Source organism: Streptomyces sp. NPDC020996, assembly GCF_040641355.1.
In the GTDB taxonomy this organism is placed as follows: domain Bacteria; phylum Actinomycetota; class Actinomycetes; order Streptomycetales; family Streptomycetaceae; genus Streptomyces.
On the sequence record NZ_JBFADM010000015.1, the window covers coordinates 104722 to 120593 of the forward strand.

General features: G+C 71.1%; 16 protein-coding genes. 5 read left to right on the plus strand and 11 right to left on the minus strand.

From position 1 onward, the window contains the following. Positions 1-368 precede the first annotated feature (368 nt). The 4 genes from AB0G63_RS13815 to AB0G63_RS13830 all read right to left on the minus strand — a co-directional run bounded on the left by AB0G63_RS13815 (position 369) and on the right by AB0G63_RS13830 (position 3678). Complete coding sequence (locus AB0G63_RS13815) at positions 369-1805, minus strand: NAD(P)H-hydrate dehydratase (RefSeq protein ID WP_360749181.1); 1437 nt, start codon at positions 1803-1805, stop codon at positions 369-371. Between the two features lie 58 nt (positions 1806-1863). Beyond that, complete coding sequence (locus AB0G63_RS13820) at positions 1864-2235, minus strand: holo-ACP synthase (RefSeq protein WP_324789161.1); 372 nt, start codon at positions 2233-2235, stop codon at positions 1864-1866. Between the two features lie 25 nt (positions 2236-2260). Next, complete coding sequence (locus AB0G63_RS13825; RefSeq protein WP_360749184.1) at positions 2261-3190, minus strand: hypothetical protein; 930 nt, start codon at positions 3188-3190, stop codon at positions 2261-2263. Between the two features lie 80 nt (positions 3191-3270). Next, entirely contained in the window at positions 3271-3678 is a 408-nt protein-coding gene (locus tag AB0G63_RS13830) for an ATP-binding protein (protein ID WP_360749187.1), read from the minus strand. A 225-nt stretch (positions 3679-3903) separates the two neighbouring features. On the opposite strand from AB0G63_RS13830, the gene AB0G63_RS13835 reads away from it, so the two are divergent. Together AB0G63_RS13835 and AB0G63_RS13840 are read left to right on the plus strand one after the other, a co-directional pair. Continuing rightward, positions 3904-4755 carry a helix-turn-helix transcriptional regulator gene (locus tag AB0G63_RS13835; protein WP_360749190.1) on the plus strand — a complete coding sequence of 284 codons (852 nt, stop codon included), beginning with the start codon at positions 3904-3906 and terminating at the stop codon, positions 4753-4755. A 7-nt stretch (positions 4756-4762) separates the two neighbouring features. Next, complete coding sequence (locus tag AB0G63_RS13840; RefSeq protein WP_360749192.1) at positions 4763-4987, plus strand: DUF397 domain-containing protein; 225 nt, start codon at positions 4763-4765, stop codon at positions 4985-4987. Here the strand turns inward: AB0G63_RS13840 and glmS are convergent. Next, complete coding sequence (glmS, locus tag AB0G63_RS13845) at positions 4948-6795, minus strand: glutamine--fructose-6-phosphate transaminase (isomerizing) (RefSeq protein ID WP_360749195.1); 1848 nt, start codon at positions 6793-6795, stop codon at positions 4948-4950. The two genes, AB0G63_RS13840 and glmS, sit on opposite strands and share 40 nt — an antisense overlap. Before the next feature lie 312 nt (positions 6796-7107). Between glmS and coaA the strand changes: the two genes are divergently transcribed. Both coaA and AB0G63_RS13855 read left to right on the plus strand, forming a co-directional pair. After that, on the plus strand, positions 7108-8076 hold the full coding sequence (gene coaA / locus AB0G63_RS13850) for a type I pantothenate kinase (RefSeq protein ID WP_360749198.1): 969 nt from the start codon (positions 7108-7110) through the stop codon (positions 8074-8076). Between the two features lie 16 nt (positions 8077-8092). After that, on the plus strand, positions 8093-9040 hold the full coding sequence (locus AB0G63_RS13855; protein WP_360749201.1) for a DUF389 domain-containing protein: 948 nt from the start codon (positions 8093-8095) through the stop codon (positions 9038-9040). Between the two features lie 37 nt (positions 9041-9077). Here the strand turns inward: AB0G63_RS13855 and glmM are convergent, their stop codons facing one another. The 3 genes from glmM to rplM form a co-directional block, all read right to left on the minus strand. Then, entirely contained in the window at positions 9078-10436 is a 1359-nt protein-coding gene (glmM, locus tag AB0G63_RS13860; RefSeq protein ID WP_360749204.1) for a phosphoglucosamine mutase, read from the minus strand. 184 nt (positions 10437-10620) lie between these two features. Continuing rightward, a complete protein-coding gene (gene rpsI / locus AB0G63_RS13865) occupies positions 10621-11133 on the minus strand; it encodes a 30S ribosomal protein S9 (RefSeq protein ID WP_030173946.1) in 513 nt (170 codons plus the stop codon). A 42-nt stretch (positions 11134-11175) separates the two neighbouring features. Beyond that, positions 11176-11619 (minus strand): 50S ribosomal protein L13, encoded by a 444-nt coding sequence (gene rplM / locus AB0G63_RS13870; RefSeq protein ID WP_360749208.1) that lies wholly within the window; start codon positions 11617-11619, stop codon positions 11176-11178. A 322-nt stretch (positions 11620-11941) separates the two neighbouring features. Between rplM and AB0G63_RS13875 the strand changes: the two genes are divergently transcribed. Next, complete coding sequence (locus AB0G63_RS13875) at positions 11942-12823, plus strand: hypothetical protein (RefSeq protein ID WP_360749211.1); 882 nt, start codon at positions 11942-11944, stop codon at positions 12821-12823. Positions 12824-12835: 12 nt separating this feature from the next. Here the strand turns inward: AB0G63_RS13875 and truA are convergent, their stop codons facing one another. The 3 genes from truA to AB0G63_RS13890 all read right to left on the minus strand — a co-directional run bounded on the left by truA (position 12836) and on the right by AB0G63_RS13890 (position 15515). Further along, the gene (truA, locus tag AB0G63_RS13880; RefSeq protein ID WP_360749214.1) at positions 12836-13690 is read right to left on the minus strand and encodes a tRNA pseudouridine(38-40) synthase TruA; all 855 of its coding nucleotides are present in this window, start codon (positions 13688-13690) and stop codon (positions 12836-12838) included. A 77-nt stretch (positions 13691-13767) separates the two neighbouring features. Beyond that, positions 13768-14310, minus strand: coding sequence for a 50S ribosomal protein L17 (rplQ, locus tag AB0G63_RS13885; protein WP_360749217.1), 543 nt, complete (start codon positions 14308-14310; stop codon positions 13768-13770). A gap of 182 nt (positions 14311-14492) precedes the next feature. Next, the gene (locus tag AB0G63_RS13890; protein ID WP_003966937.1) at positions 14493-15515 is read right to left on the minus strand and encodes a DNA-directed RNA polymerase subunit alpha; all 1023 of its coding nucleotides are present in this window, start codon (positions 15513-15515) and stop codon (positions 14493-14495) included. Between the last annotated feature and the right edge of the window lie 357 nt (positions 15516-15872).

A 15872-nucleotide genomic window follows, 5' to 3' on the forward strand; every position in this document is an offset into this window, starting at 1 on the left:
AGCGGCTCGACCGGCCCGCTCAGCGGGTTCACGAACCCGCGCAGCGGCACACGCCTGCCACGCCCCCGGCCACGCCCCAGCCCGTCGCGGGCCCCACGCGAGCCCCCGGCGGGCGACCGCGGTTCCGTACGGGGCCGCGCCCCCGTACCGACGGCCCAACTCAGCGGCACACGTTGAGCAGCACGCGTCCCGCGACGCCCCGGCAGCGCCGCGGTCATATCGTGCGCCCCCGCGCGAGCCCCCGGTGGGCGGCCCCGGTTGTGGACCGGGCCGTACGCCCGAACCGACGGGCCACCGACGAGCCGCCCCCGCACCGACGGCCCCACTCAGCGGCTCGACCGGCCCGCTCAACAGCTCGACGACCCCGCTCAGCGGCAGACGTCCCGCCACGCCCGCGGCAGCGCCTCGGCCACGTCGTGGGCTCCCGCCGGTGCCCCGTTCGCCGCGAAACGCCCCGCCAGCCCGTGCAGGTAGGCGGCCGCGCTCCCGGCGTCCGACGCCGACAGTCCGGACGCCAGCAGCGAACCCGCGAGGCCCGACAGCACGTCGCCGCTCCCGGCGGTGGCCAGCCAGGACGTGCCGGTCGGGTTCACCCGGACCGGCCCGCCGCCGGGGTCGGCGACGAGTGTGGTGGAGCCCTTGAGCAGGACGGTGGCGTCGTAGCGGGCGGCGAGTTCGCGGGCGGAGGCCAGCCGCGCGCCCTCGACCTCCTCCCGGGCCACGCCGAGCAGCGCGGCGGCCTCTCCCGCGTGCGGGGTCATCAACGTCGGCGCCGTGCGCGCCCGTACGGCGCCGACGTCGGCGAGCCGCAGCCCGTCCGCGTCGATCAGCACCGGCACGTCCGCCGACAGCACCTCCCCGACGGCCGACGCGTCGTCACCGGCGCCGGGGCCCACCACCCACGCCTGCACCCGCCCGGCGTGCCTGGGGCCCCGGTCCGACACGAGCGTCTCCGGGAACCGGGCGATGACGGCGTCCCCGGCCGGGCCCACGTACCGCACGGCGCCGGCGCCGCCCCGGAGCGCGCCGGACACCGCGAGCACCGCGGCCCCCGGATACCGCGCCGACCCGGCGGCGATGCCGACGACCCCGCGCCGGTACTTGTCGCTCTCCCCCGTCGGCACCGGCAGCAGGCAGGCCACGTCGGCGTGTTGCAGCGCCTCCAGTTCGGGCTCGTCGGGCAGGACGTCGCCGAGCCCGATGTCGACGAGCCGCACGGACCCGGCGTGCGCGCGGGCGGGGTCGATCAGCAGTCCCGGCTTGTGCGTCCCGAAGGTGACCGTCAGATCGGCGCGCACCGCGGCTCCGCGCACCTCGCCCGTGTCGACGTCGACGCCGCTCGGCAGGTCGACGGCGACGACGGCCGCCCGCGACCGCTCGGCGGCGGCGGCCAGCGGCGCTGCGTCCGGCCGCAGCCCGCCCTGGCCGCCGATGCCGACGATGCCGTCGACGACGAGGTCGGCCCGTTCGATCAGCGGCTCGGCGTCCTCCGGCCGGACGGTGGTCCCCCCGGCGCGGCGCAGCGCGGCCAGTCCGCCGGCGTGCGCCCGCTCGGGCGCGAGCAGCACGGCCGTGACGCCGGCTCCGCGCCGGGCCAGCCGCGCACCGGCGTACAGGGCGTCACCTCCGTTGTCCCCGCTGCCGACGAGCACGACGACCCGGCTGCCGTAGACCCGCCCCAGCAAGTCGGCGCAGGCGGCCGCCAGTCCGGCCGCCGCCCGCTGCATCAACGCCCCGTCCGGGAGCCGCGCCATCAGCTCCCGCTCGGCCGCCCTCACCGTCTCCACGCTGTACGCAGTACGCATGGGGTCGAGTCTCCCCCGGAAGCGCCCGCACACGCACGTGGGCCGGTCCGTGGGCCGGTCAGCCCTCCGCGATCACCACGGCCGACGCGACTCCCGCGTCGTGGCTCAGCGACACGTGGAAGGACCGCACCCCCAGATCCGCGGCGCGCGCGGCGACGGTGCCCTTCACCCGCAGCCTCGGCTGCCCGCTGTCCTCGACGAAGACCTCGGCGTCCGTCCACAGCAGCCCGGCCGGCGCGCCGAGCGCCTTGGCCAGCGCCTCCTTGGCGGCGAACCGGACGGCGAGCGAGGCGACGCCCCTGCGCTCCCCGCCGGGCAGCAGCAACTCGCCGTCCAGGAACAGCCGTCGAGCCAGTCCGGGCGTACGCTCCAGCGACGCCGCGAACCGCTCGATCTCGGCCACGTCGATACCGACCCCGATGATGCTCACCCGGGCACTCTACGATCCGCTCGGCTCAGTCCCGTTCAGGACCGGCCGCCGGTACCTCCGGGTCCTCGGCGAACAACTCCTCGACCGCCGTGGCCGTCAGGGAGCGGTCGAACCAGCGGGCGAGCGTGTCGAGGTCGGCACACGAGGTGATGCGCTCCCGCGCGTCCTCGGGGACGGGGACGCCGTGCAACTCCAGCACGCGCAAAATCAGCGAGGCACGATCTTCGGCCTTCCCCTCGGCCTTGCCTTCCAGGTAGGCGGTCTCACGAACCGTCCCGCGGCCGGGGAAGTAGCTGACGAACGACATGATTTCCTTCCATTTCTCTCCGGCTGGGGTGTTCCCCAGGTTGATTTCCAAGAAGTCGAAGAAGTACCCGGCCGTCTCAGGATCCGTTTCCTGGAGTTCCTGAAGGGCGCTGCTGATCGCCTCCAGTATGGCGCCGCAGTCGGCGCTTCGGGCGTGAGCCAGGGCCGAGAGCACGGCCAGTGGGAGATTCTTCGCCACGGTCCGGGCATCGATGATCACCGGAAGGTTGTCCGGGCCGACCACCAATGGATACGTCCGCTGAGCCGTCCAGTCGCGCGTGCCGCAGTCGAAGGGACCGGCCGCCCACTTGGCCGTGGCTCTGTCCTGGCAGACCACCAGGAGCAGCACGGGAAGACCGTACTTCGCCCGCAGGAACGCGACGTAGTACGCCCAGCTCGCCTCCTTGCCGGGAACTCGCTTCGACTGCGATTCGATGGCGAGCAGGAAGTCCTCGCCATCGGACGGGCCGATACGCAGCACGGTGTCCACGCGCCGTTCCAGCGGCCGGGCCTCTGTCACGTCCGTGGTGACAGCATCCACCGTCGCCTTCGCGGAGAACGGAAAACCCAGCACCCCGAAAACAGGAGCCAGTACCTCGGGCCGCTCCTGGAAGATGCGGTGCATGCCCTCGTGAGCCGATGTGACCATGTGCGCAACCTAAATGGATCAAGGGATGGGCTGTCCGGGCGATCTGAATGCGTTCACCCTTTCGGGCGGCGAGGAAACGTTCACGCCGCCGCCAGTTCGCACCACACGAATTTGCCCCGGTTGCCGTGCCGGGCCAGCGGATGCCAGCCCCACAGGTCGGCGCAGGCGCGGACGAGGGCGAGACCGCGGCCGTTCTCCAGGTCGGCGGGTTGGCCCGGGGGCCGCGGCGGCTCGGGCGGCTCCGGGTCGGCGTCCCACGCCCCGATCCGCAGCACCCCGGCCGCACAGCGCACCCTCAGCGCGGCGGGCCCCTTGGTGTGGGACACGGCGTTCGTGACGAGTTCGGCCGCGAGGAGCTCGGCGACGTCGACCAGACGGATCAGTCCGTGCAGGGTGAGGATCAGGCGGAGGGTGCGGCGGCTGACGGTGACGGCGCGGGGGTCGTTCGGGATGTAGAGGCAGTACTCCCACGGTTCGCTTTCGGGCATGGGTCGACTCCGTTGACGGGAAGGGGGGTTCGAGATCGGGCTCCGGTGTCGTTGCCGCGTCCGTCACGGCAGGACGAAGCGGTGCGCTTCCGGTGTCCCGGCGTTTCGCAGCGTGTGCGACGCGTCACCGACGGTTGACCTTAAATTTAAGAAACGACAAGCCGATCGCGTAATCTGCCCACGAACGAGTCGCGCCGGCAAACACGTTGAGCCAAGGAGTCGTCGATGGGGACCAAGCGCGAGCCCACGGCTCGGCAGATGCGCCTGGCGGTCGAACTTCGCAGGCTCCGCGAGGCGGCAGGCCTCAGCGCACGCGAGGCAGCGGCACTGCTCGGGGTGAACTCCGTGCAGATCAGCCAGATCGAGTCGGGCACTTCGGGTGTGAGCGAGCAGCGTCTGCGTCGCCTTGCCGCGAACTACTCCTGTTCCGATGTCGAGTTGGTCGAAGCCCTCGCGGCCATGGCGACCGACCGGACGCGCGGCTGGTGGGAGGAGTACCGCGGGTCCCTGCCCACGCCGTTCCTCGATCTGGCCGAACTGGAGCACCACGCGACGTTCCTGCGGGAGGCTCAGTTCCTGTACGTCCCCGGTCCTCTCCAGACGGAGGACTACGCTCGCGCCGTCTACGCCTACCGAGTTCCCGAGCTTCCCGACGAGGAACTGGAGTTGCGTGTCCAGCACCGCATGCGGCGGAAGGTGATCCTGGAAGGCCCCGCGCCCAAGCCGTACGAAGCGGTCATTCACGAAGCGGCACTGCGCATCATGGTCAGCGACCGCGCTGCCTCGCGAGCCCAGCTCCGGCGCGTGCTGGAGCTGTCCGAGGCAGACCACGTCACCGTGCGCGTCATCCCCTTCGACCTGCCGGGCTTCGCCGGCGCCGCGAGCGCCATGACGTATGCGGGAGGATCGGTACCCAGGCTGGACACCGTCGTCCGGGACGGACCGCACGGTGCGACGTTCATCGATTCCGCCGCCCAGCTCGACGCCTTTCGAACGCTCTTCCGTAAGGTGGAGGCCGTCTCGCTCACCCCCGAGCGGTCGCGTGACTTCATCCACAGGCTGGCGAAAGAGCTGTGAGGCACCCATGGACACGCCCGATAACTGGCGGAAGTCGTCCTACTCAGGCCCCGGCGACGGCGACTCCTGCGTCGAGATAGCCACCGGCCCCGCCCGCATATCCGTCCGCGACTCCAAGACCCCGGCCAGGGCCACCCTCACCTTCCCGGCCGAGGCCTTCGCCGCCTTCGTGGGCGCGCTGCAGGACGACGCCTACTCCACCGTCACCGACTTGGCCAGGTTGCGCGGCTGATCCACCTCGTTGCCGCGGGCGGTCGCCAGCTCGCAGGCGAAGACCTGCAACGGCACCGTGGCCACCAGCGGCTGGAGCAGGGTCGGCGTGGCGGGGATGCGGACGAGATGGTCCGCGTAGGGGACCACCGCCTCGTCGCCCTCCTCCGCGATGACGATCGTCCGCGCGCCGCGCGCCCGGATCTCCTGGATGTTGGAGACGATCTTGTCGTGGAGCACGGACCGGCCCCGCGGCGAGGGCACCACCACGACGACCGGCAGATCGTCCTCGATCAGCGCGATCGGCCCGTGCTTCAGTTCACCCGCCGCGAAGCCCTCCGCGTGCATGTACGCGAGTTCCTTCAGCTTCAGCGCGCCCTCCAGCGCCACCGGGTAGCCCACGTGCCGCCCCAGGAAAAGCACCGTGTCCTTGTCCGCCAGGGACCGGGCCAGCTCCCGCACCGGCTCCATGGTCTCCAGCACCTGCTCCACCTCGCCGGAGATGTGCGACAGGTCCCGGATGACGGCGGAGATCTCGTCGCCCCACTTGGTGCCCCGGACCTGGCCCAGGTACAGCGCCACCAGGTAGCACGCCACGAGCTGGGTGAGGAACGCCTTCGTCGACGCGACCGCGACCTCCGGCCCGGCGTGCGTGTACAGCACCGCGTCCGACTCGCGCGGGATCGTCGAGCCGTTGGTGTTGCAGATCGCCAGCACCCTGGAGCCCTGCTCACGGGCGTGCCGCAGCGCCATCAGCGTGTCCATGGTCTCGCCGGACTGCGAGATGGCGATCACCAGCGACCGGGCGTCCAGGATCGGATCGCGGTAGCGGAACTCGCTCGCCAGCTCCACCTCGCACGGGATGCGGGTCCAGTGCTCGATCGCGTACTTGGCGATCAGCCCGGCGTGGAAGGCCGTGCCGCACGCGACGATGACGACCTTGTCCACCTCGCGCAGCTCGGAGGCGGAGATCCGCACCTCGTCCAGGGTCAGCGCGCCGGACGCGTCGATGCGCCCCAGCAGCGTGTCGGCGACCGCCTTCGGCTGCTCGGCGATCTCCTTGAGCATGAAGTAGTCGTAGCCGCCCTTCTCCGCCGCGGACGCGTCCCAGTCGACGTGGTACGAACGCACCTCGGCGGGCCGCCCGTCGAAGCCGGTGACCGTCACACCGTCCCGGCGCAGCTCCACCACCTGGTCCTGCCCCAGCTCGATCGCCGACCGGGTGTGCGCGATGAACGCGGCGACGTCCGAGGCGAGGAACGCCTCGCCCTCGCCGACGCCCACCACGAGCGGGGAGTTGCGGCGCGCGCCCACGACGACGTCCGGCTCGTCGGCGTGCACCGCGACCAGCGTGAACGCGCCCTCCAGCCGCCGGCACACCAGCCGCATCGCCTCCGCGAGGTCGGCGCAGGAGGAGAACTCCTCGGCCAGCAGGTGCGCGACGACCTCGGTGTCGGTCTCGGAGGCCAGTTCGTGGCCCCGCTCCGCCAACTCGGCCCGCAGCGAAGCGAAGTTCTCGATGATGCCGTTGTGGACGACGGCGACGCGGCCCGCGTTGTCCAGGTGCGGGTGCGCGTTCGCGTCCGTCGGACCCCCGTGCGTGGCCCAGCGGGTGTGCCCGATGCCCGTCTGCCCCGTCGGCAGGGGCCGGTCGGCCAGCTCCTTCTCCAGGTTGACCAGCTTCCCGGCCTTCTTCGCGGCGGCGAGCCCGCCGTCCACCGCCACGGCCACGCCCGCCGAGTCGTAGCCCCGGTACTCCAGCCGCCGCAGTCCGGCCATCACGACATCGAGCGCCGACTGCGCCCCCACGTATCCCACGATTCCGCACATGCGCGGCAGCCTACGGGCCGGCACCCGGCGAAAAGAGCCGTCGCGTGCCCGAAATCGGAAATTCCCACTGTCGTACGAGCGCACTGACGGAGTGATACGGGCGCACGCACGGCGTCCTACAGGCGCACGCACGGCGTCCTATCGGGCGCGCACACGGCGCGGTGCGAGCGCGCACACGGCGTCATACGGAGCGCCCACGCCGCCGCACGCGACCACGCGCAGCGAGCGTGGTCGCGGACAGCGTGACGGACCCCACCCACCGAGTTGTTCAAACTCCGTTAACAATGGACTGTGATCTCTCCGGTCCCCTCGATGCCCCGGAGCGCCCACCGGCAGCGGCCGGAGGCGACTCCCTACGTCGACCTCACCCGAGCCGAGTGGAGCGCGCTGCGCGACAAGACGCCGCTGCCGCTCACCGCCGAGGAGGTCGAGAAGCTGCGCGGCCTCGGCGACGTCATCGACCTCGACGAGGTGCGGGACATCTACCTTCCGCTGTCCAGGCTCCTCAACCTCTACGTCGGCGCCACGGACGGCCTCCGGGGCGCCCTGAACACCTTCCTCGGCGAGCAGGGGTCCCAGTCCGGCACCCCCTTCGTCATAGGGGTCGCCGGTTCGGTGGCGGTCGGCAAGTCGACCGTCGCCCGTCTGCTGCAGGCGCTGCTGTCGCGCTGGCCCGAGCACCCGCGCGTCGAACTCGTCACCACGGACGGCTTCCTGCTGCCCACCAGGGAACTCCAGGCCCGCGGCCTGATGTCGCGGAAAGGTTTCCCCGAGTCCTACGACCGCCGCGCGCTCACCCGCTTCGTCGCCGACGTCAAGGCGGGCAAGGCCGAGGTGGCCGCGCCCGTCTACTCCCACCTGATCTACGACATCGTCCCGGGCGAGAGGTACACCGTCCGCCGCCCCGACGTCCTGATCGTCGAGGGACTCAACGTCCTGCAGCCCGCCCTGCCCGGCACCGACGGCCGCACCCGGGTCGGTCTCGCCGACTACTTCGACTTCAGCGTGTACGTCGACGCGAGCGCCGACGACATCGAGCGCTGGTACCTCAGCCGGTTCAGGAAACTGCGCCAGACGGCCTTCCAGAACCCGTCCTCCTACTTCCGCAAGTACACGCAGGTGTCGGAGGAGGAGGCCCTGGACTACGCCCGCATGCTGTGGCGCACCATCAACAAGCCGAACCTCACCGAGAACATCGCGCCCACCCGGGGCCGCGCCACCCTGGTCCTGCGCAAGGGCCCGGACCACAAGGTGCAGCGCCTGCGTCTGCGCAAGCTGTGACCGCTACGCTGCGGCCATGCTGCATGTGCGCCTGATCACGCCGTCCGGGAGGACCGACGACGTGGTCCGCCTCATAGAGAAGACGGTGGGCACCGCCCACCTGGTCGTGCTGCCGGGTGCCGCGCGCAACCCGGCCGGGGACGTGGTGCTGTGCGACGTCGCCCGGGAGGCCGGCGACGGGCTCCTGTCCGAGCTGCAGGAGCTGGGCCTGGACCGCGAGGGCTCGATCGCCGTCGAGAACATCGACCTGTCGCTGTCCAAGCGCGCCGAGAAGGCCGAGGAGGAGGCGCCCGGCGAGGCAGCGGACGCGGTCCTGTGGGAGCACCTCACCGACGCCACGCACGAGGAGTCGACGCTCTCCGTCACCTACGTGTCCTTCATCGTCCTCGCGACGATGATCGCGGCCTGCGGTGTCGTGCTGGACAACGCCATCCTGATCGTGGGCGCCATGGCGGTGGGCCCGGAGTTCGGCCCGCTGGCCGGCATCTCCACCTCGATCGTGCAGCGGGCCCCGCGCCTCGCGCTGCGCTCCGCGGTCGCGCTGCTGGTGGGGTTCGCCCTGGCGATGGCGGCGACGGTGGGCTTCAGCCTCTTCATGGACGCGCTCGGCCTGTTCTCGAAGGGGATGCTGGAGGGCGACCGCCCCCAGACGAAGTTCGTCTACGCGCCCGACGCCTTCAGCTTCATCGTGGCGGTCCTGGCCGGCGCGGCCGGCACGCTCTCCCTGACCTCGGCCAAGTCCGGCGCCCTGGTGGGCGTGGCGATCTCGGTCACCACCGTCCCCGCCGCCGCCAACGCGGCCATCGCGCTGAGCTACGGCGACACGAAGCAGACCTGGGGCTCCACGGAGCAGCTGCTGCTGAACCTGCTGGGCATCGTGATGGCCGGCACGCTGACGCTGCTGTCCCAGAAGTGGTTCTGGAGCAAGCAGCGCGAACGTCTCAGCAGGCGCCCGGGGCAGTGACCCCGGGCACCCCCTGCGGGGACGTGGTCCGCGGCTCCTAGCCCAGCGCCGACTTCACCGCGTCGGCGAGCCGCCCGGCCACCGACCGCGCCTGCTCGATGTCCGCGGCCTCGACCATCACGCGGACCAGCGGCTCGGTCCCCGACGAGCGCAGCAGCACCCGTCCGGTCGCGCCCAGCTCCCGCTCGGCCTCGGCGACGGCGGCCGCCAGTTCCGCCGACGTGTTCACCCGGGACTTGTCCACGTCCGGCACGTTGATCAGCACCTGCGGCAGCCGCTCCATGACGGACGCGAGGTCCTTCAGCGAGCGCCCGGTCTCCGTGACCCGGGCGGCCAGCATCAGGCCGGTCAGCGTGCCGTCGCCGGTCGTCGCGTGGTCCAGGATGATCACGTGCCCGGACTGCTCGCCGCCGAGCGCGTACCCGTGCTGCTTCATCTCCTCCAGCACATAGCGGTCGCCGACCGCGGTCTGGACGAGCTTCAGCCCCTCCCGCTCCAGCGCCAGCTTGAAGCCGAGGTTCGACATGACCGTCGCGACGACGGTGCCGGAGCGCAGTGCGGAACGCTCCCGCATCGCCAGCGCGAGCACGGCCAGGATCTGGTCGCCGTCCACCTCCTCGCCGGTGTGGTCGACGGCGAGGCAGCGGTCGGCGTCGCCGTCGTGGGCGATGCCGAGGGCGGCGCCGTGCTCGACGACGGCCGCCTTCAGCTTGTCGAGGTGGGTGGAGCCGCAGCCGTCGTTGATGTTGAGCCCGTCCGGCTCGGCGCCGATCGTGATCACCTCGGCGCCGGCCCGCGAGAACGCCTCGGGCGAGACCCGGGCGGCGGCGCCGTGCGCCTCGTCGAGGACGATCTTCAGCCCGTCGAGGCGGTTGGGCAGTACGGCGACCAGGTGGGCGACGTACTTGTCGAAGCCCTCCTCGTAGTCCCGCACGCGTCCGACGCCCGCGCCGGTGGGCCGCTCCCAGGGCTCACCGTGCCGGTGCGCGTCGTACACGGCCTCGATGCGGTCCTCCAGGTCGTCGGCGAGCTTGTGGCCGCCGCGCGCGAAGAACTTGATGCCGTTGTCGGGCATGGCGTTGTGGCTGGCGGAGAGCATCACGCCGAGGTCGGCGCCGAGCACGCCGGTCAGGTACGCCACCGCCGGCGTCGGCAGCACGCCGACCCGCAGCACGTCCACGCCCGCGCTCGCCAGGCCCGCGACCACGGCCGCCTCCAGGAACTCCCCGGACGCGCGCGGGTCCCGTCCGACGACCGCCGTCGGGCGGTGGCCCTCGAAGGTGCCCGCCTCGGCCAGTACGTGCGCCGCGGCCACGGAGAGGCCGAGCGCCATCTCCGCCGTCAGGTCCGCGTTGGCGACGCCGCGCACGCCGTCCGTGCCGAAGAGTCGTCCCACTTGTCCTCCTGAGAAGCGTCAGTTTCGGAAGCGCCTGACGATGGATGACAAGCATCCGATCACACAAGCCGTTGAGCATCTTGTGCCGTTATACGCCCCCGATGGCGATAAACGAACGCCCCGACAGCACAGTGGCGTGCCGCCGGGGCGTTCGTACGAGCAGGCAGCTGCGAAGCAGCCGCGTTTAGCGCTTGCTGTACTGCGGGGCCTTGCGGGCCTTCTTCAGACCGGCCTTCTTGCGCTCGACCGCACGGTCGTCGCGGCGCAGGAACCCGGCCTTCTTCAGCGGGCCGCGGTTGTTGTCGACGTCGGCCTCGTTCAGCGCGCGGGCGACACCGAGACGGAGCGCACCGGCCTGGCCGGAGACACCGCCACCGGCGATGCGGGCGATGACGTCGTAGCGGCCCTCGAGCTCGAGGACCTTGAACGGCTCGTTGACTTCCTGCTGGTGCACCTTGTTCGGGAAGTAGTCCTCGAGGGTGCGACCGTTGATCTTCCACTTGCCGGAGCCCGGAACGATCCGGACGCGGGCGATGGCGTTCTTGCGGCGGCCCAGGCCGGCGGCGGGCTGGGGCTCACCGAAGCGCGAGGCGAGGGACTCGGAGGTGTACTCACCCTCCACCGGAACCTCGGACTCGGTGGTGTAGCTGTCGATGTCAAGCTCTTCGAGCGGCTGCTCGGCAGTGGTCTCGGCCACGATGCTCCTCAGATTCTCTTCAGTCTTAGGGGGTGGCCGGACTTACTGCGCGACCTGGGTGATCTCGAACGGAACCGGCTGCTGGGCAGCGTGGGGGTGGTTCTCGCCCGCGTAGACCTTCAGCTTCGTGAGCATCTGACGGCCCAGGGTGTTCTTGGGGAGCATGCCCTTGACGGCCTTCTCGATGGCCTTCTCGGGGTTCTTCGCGAGCAGCTCGTCGTAACGGACGGAGCGCAGACCACCCGGGTAGCCGGAGTGGCGGTACGCCATCTTCTGGGTCCGCTTGTTGCCGGACAGGTGCACCTTGTCGGCGTTGATGATGATGACGAAGTCACCAGCGTCGACGTGCGGCGCGTAGATCGGCTTGTGCTTGCCCCGGAGAAGGGTGGCTGCGGTGGTGGCGAGACGGCCCAGGACAACGTCCTGAGCGTCGATGACGTGCCACTGGCGCGTCACATCGCCGGGCTTGGGGCTGTACGTACGCACGGTTCGTAGCCTTCGCTTCGAGTGAATGGTCCTGAACAGGTCACCGAAACGATCACGACAGCCTTGACCGCACGGCGGCGACGCAAACCGCGTACGTGGGGTCGCTGGTCATCGGCCCGGTGGACCGGTGTAAGGGCCCGTCCCGTGAGAATGAGCAAGCCAATACACAACGAACAAGCAGAATACCGGGGTCGCACGTACGGGTCAAAACGAGCCCTCCGCGACACGGGCGGGCCGAGATGTGCCGCCGTGCCGGAAAGGTCCCCGCGGGAGGCGCCGCGGCCACCACGGGGCCCGCCAACCCCCGTCTAAGATGCGCCCCATGAGCTTCGGGCAGCAGGGGGGACCCCCGTCCCAGTGGGATCCCTGGAAACCGCATTCCCAGCAGCCGTGGAACAGCGGCAACGGCGGCGACACACCGGACTGGGCCGCGCTCGCCGAGGCGTCCGAGACGCGCAACAAGCGGCGCCGGCTGCTGTTCATCGGCGGCGGCGCCCTCGCCACCATCGCGATAGGCACCGCCGTCGCGATGGCCGTGGTGTCCGCGAACGGCGACAGCGACGCCTCGAACCGGACGACCGGGCTTCCCTCGACGGCGGACATACCGAGCAGCAGCACGGCGGTCCCCTCCTTCGAGCCGACCAGCGCCCCGCCCCCGCTGGACCCGAAGGAGTTCGTCTCCAGCAAGGCCAAGGACACGGCCCCGCTCGACGTCCCGGCGCTCTTCCCCGGCACGCAGCTGACCATGGGCTCGACCGTGTACAAGAAGGGCCCGACCGCGGACACCACGAACTGCGCCTCGGCCGCCCAGGGCACCCTCCCGAAGGTGCTCACCGCCAACAAGTGCACCCGCCTGATGCGGGTCACCTACATCAAGGACGGCGTCGCCGTGACGGTCGGCGTGGCCGTCTTCGACACCGAGGCCGAGGCGACCAGGGCCAAGGGCCAGGCGGACAAGCAGAGCATCGTCAGGTCCCTGGCCGGCAAGGGCGTCAAGGCCTTCTGCAACGGCGCCGTCTGCCGCTCCACGACCAACTCCTACGGCCGGTACGCCTACTTCACCATCACCGGCTTCACCAGCGGCAAGGACGTCACGACCAAGGACACCGCGGTCTTCTCCACCGGCGACGACCTGGCCCAGTTCACCTTCCGCCAGATCCGCCGCCGCGGCGAGGCCCAGGCGTCGGCGGCGGCGAACCAGTAGCCGGGCCGGACGTCAGCAGCACCCGGCCCCGGGCAGCGACCGCTTGTTGCGCGCCTCCCTGCTGCGCGCGGCCAGCAGCTCGTCGGCCGGGTAGCCGACCTCCTCCAGGGTCAGCCCGTGCGGCCGTACCACGTGCACGGCGGAGTCCCGTACGCCGGCCGCCAGCACCTTCCCGGGCCAGTCCGTCCCGCGGTGCCCGTCTCCCACGAACAGCAGCGCGCCGATCAGCGAGCGCACCATGTTGTGGCAGAAGGCGTCGGCGCGGACGGTCGCGGTGATGATCCCGTCGTCGCCGCGCGCGAGGCCGAGTTCCTGGAGCGTGCGGATCGTCGTCGCGCCCTCCCGCTTCTTGCAGTAGGCGGCGAAGTCGTGCTCGCCGAGCAGCGCCCGCGCCGCCTCGTTCATGGCGTCGACGTCCAGCGGCCAGTCGTGCCACAGGACGTGGTTCCGCAGCAGCGGGTCGACGCCGCCGGGATTGTCGGTGACCCGGTAGGCGTAGCGGCGCCAGACCGCCGAGAAGCGGGCGTTGAAGCCGCTGGGCGCCTCCCTGAGGGCCCACACCCGCACGTCCCTGGGCAGGCGGCCCGCGAGCCGCTTGAGGAGCTTGTCGTGGTGCTCGCCCCAGACCTCGCGCGGCAGATCGACGTGCGCCACCTGCCCCCGGGCGTGCACCCCGGCGTCGGTCCGCCCCGCCACCGTCAGCTCGTACGTCTCCCTGGACCGGGTGACCGTCCGCAGCGCGTCCTCGATCTCCCCCTGCACGGTCCGCCGGCCGCCGGCCTGCTTGGCCCAGCCGGAGAAGTCGGTGCCGTCGTAGGACAGGTCGAGGCGGACGCGGACGTAACCGGGCTGTACTTCGTCACTCACCCCTGGATCCTCTCAGGAACACGGAAGCGGGCCCGCCCCCAGGGGGCGGACCCGCTCGCGTTGCGTCAGGCAGAGCCTCAGGCGTCCTTGGCGCTTTCGTCAGCCGCTTCCGCGGCGGGCTCGGCGGCGGCCTCGTCGGCCGGCTTGGCGTCCTCGACCGGGGCCTCGTCGGCCTTGGTCTCCTCCGCCTTGGCCTGCTCGGCCTCCTTGACCGCGCGCTTGGTGGCGGCCTCGGCCTCACCGGTCGCCTGCTGCGCGACGGTCAGCGCCTCGACCAGCTCGATGACGGCCATGGGCGCGTTGTCGCCACGGCGGTTACCGATCTTGGTGATGCGGGTGTAGCCACCGGGACGGTTCTCGTAGCGCGGGCCGATCTCGGTGAAGAGCGTGTGGACGACGCTCTTGTCCGTGATGACCTGGAGCACCTGGCGGCGGTTGTGAAGGTCGCCCTTCTTCGCCTTGGTGACCAGACGCTCGGCGTACGGGCGCAGACGGCGCGCCTTCGCCTCGGTGGTGGTGATGCGGCCGTGCTCGAACAGCGACTTCGCGAGGTTCGCGAGAAGCAGCTTCTCGTGCGCGGCGCTGCCGCCCAGACGGGCACCCTTGGTGGGCTTCGGCATGTTGTCTCTCCTGTGTGTCTGCCCCGGCCGTATCAGGTACCGGAGTCAGTATCCGAGCGGGCGGTCGCCTGTCGGAGATCCGGGAGCAGCCCCGAAGGGGCGCTCCCGGAAGGGGCGCGGGGAACTGCGCGACCAGCCACAGCGCACCCGCACCCAAGAACGGACCCGGAAGGCCCGAGCTCTTAGTACTGCTCGGTCTCGACGAAGCCCGCGTCCGCGTCGTCGTCCGCCCCGAAGGCGTCCGCCGCAGCGGTGGGGTCGAATCCGGGCGGGCTGTCCTTAAGGGCCAGGCCCATGCCGGCCAGCTTCGCCTTGACCTCGTCGATGGACTTCGCACCGAAGTTGCGGATGTCCAGCAGGTCGGCCTCGGAGCGGGCGACGAGCTCACCCACGGAGTGGATGCCCTCACGCTTGAGGCAGTTGTAGGAGCGGACCGTGAGCTCCAGCTCCTCGATCGGCAGCGCGAGGTCGGCGGCCAGGGCGGCGTCCGTCGGGGACGGGCCCATGTCGATGCCCTCGGCGTCGATGTTGAGTTCGCGGGCCAGACCGAACAGCTCGACCAGGGTCTTGCCGGCCGACGCCATGGCGTCACGCGGACGCATGGCCTGCTTGGTCTCGACGTCGACGATCAGCTTGTCGAAGTCGGTGCGCTGCTCGACACGCGTGGCCTCGACCTTGTACGTGACCTTCAGCACGGGGCTGTAGATGGAGTCGACCGGGATACGGCCGATCTCCTGGCCCACCTGCTTGTTCTGCACGGCGGAGACGTAACCGCGGCCGCGCTCGACCGTCAGCTCCATCTCCAGCTTGCCCTTGCCGTTGAGCGTGGCGAGGACGAGGTCGGGGTTGTGCACCTCGACACCGGCCGGGGGCGCGATGTCGGCGGCGGTGACCAGACCCGGGCCCTGCTTGCGCAGGTACATCACGACCGGCTCGTCGTGCTCCGAGGAGACGACCAGCTGCTTGATGTTGAGGATCAGGTCGGTGACGTCCTCCTTGACGCCCGGCACGGTGGTGAACTCGTGCAGCACGCCGTCGATCCGGATCGACGTGACCGCCGCACCGGGGATCGAGGACAGGAGGGTCCGGCGGAGGGAGTTGCCGAGGGTGTAGCCGAAGCCCGGCTCCAGCGGCTCGATCACGAACCGGGAGCGGAACTCGTCGACGACCTCTTCGGTCAACGAGGGACGCTGAGCGATCAGCATGTGTGGAGATCCTTCATTCGTGGACGCCCGCTATTTGACGCCCGACGGAAACCGCGCCCGTGAAAAGCGCGGGTACTGCAAGGGTACGGGCGATACGGCGCTTTGACAGTGCCGTACCGCCCGGTCCCGAAGCCGTGAAGCGGCGAGCGTCAGACGCGGCGGCGCTTCGGCGGACGGCAGCCGTACTGCGACATCGCGGGGGACGACCCCCGCACCCCCAGCAGGAGGCCCGCCCGCCGCACCGCACCGTCAGACGCGGCGACGCTTCGGCGGACGGCAGCCGTACTGCGACATCGCGGGGGACGACCCCCGCACCCCCAGCAGGAGGCCCGCCCGCCGCACCGCACCGTCAGACGC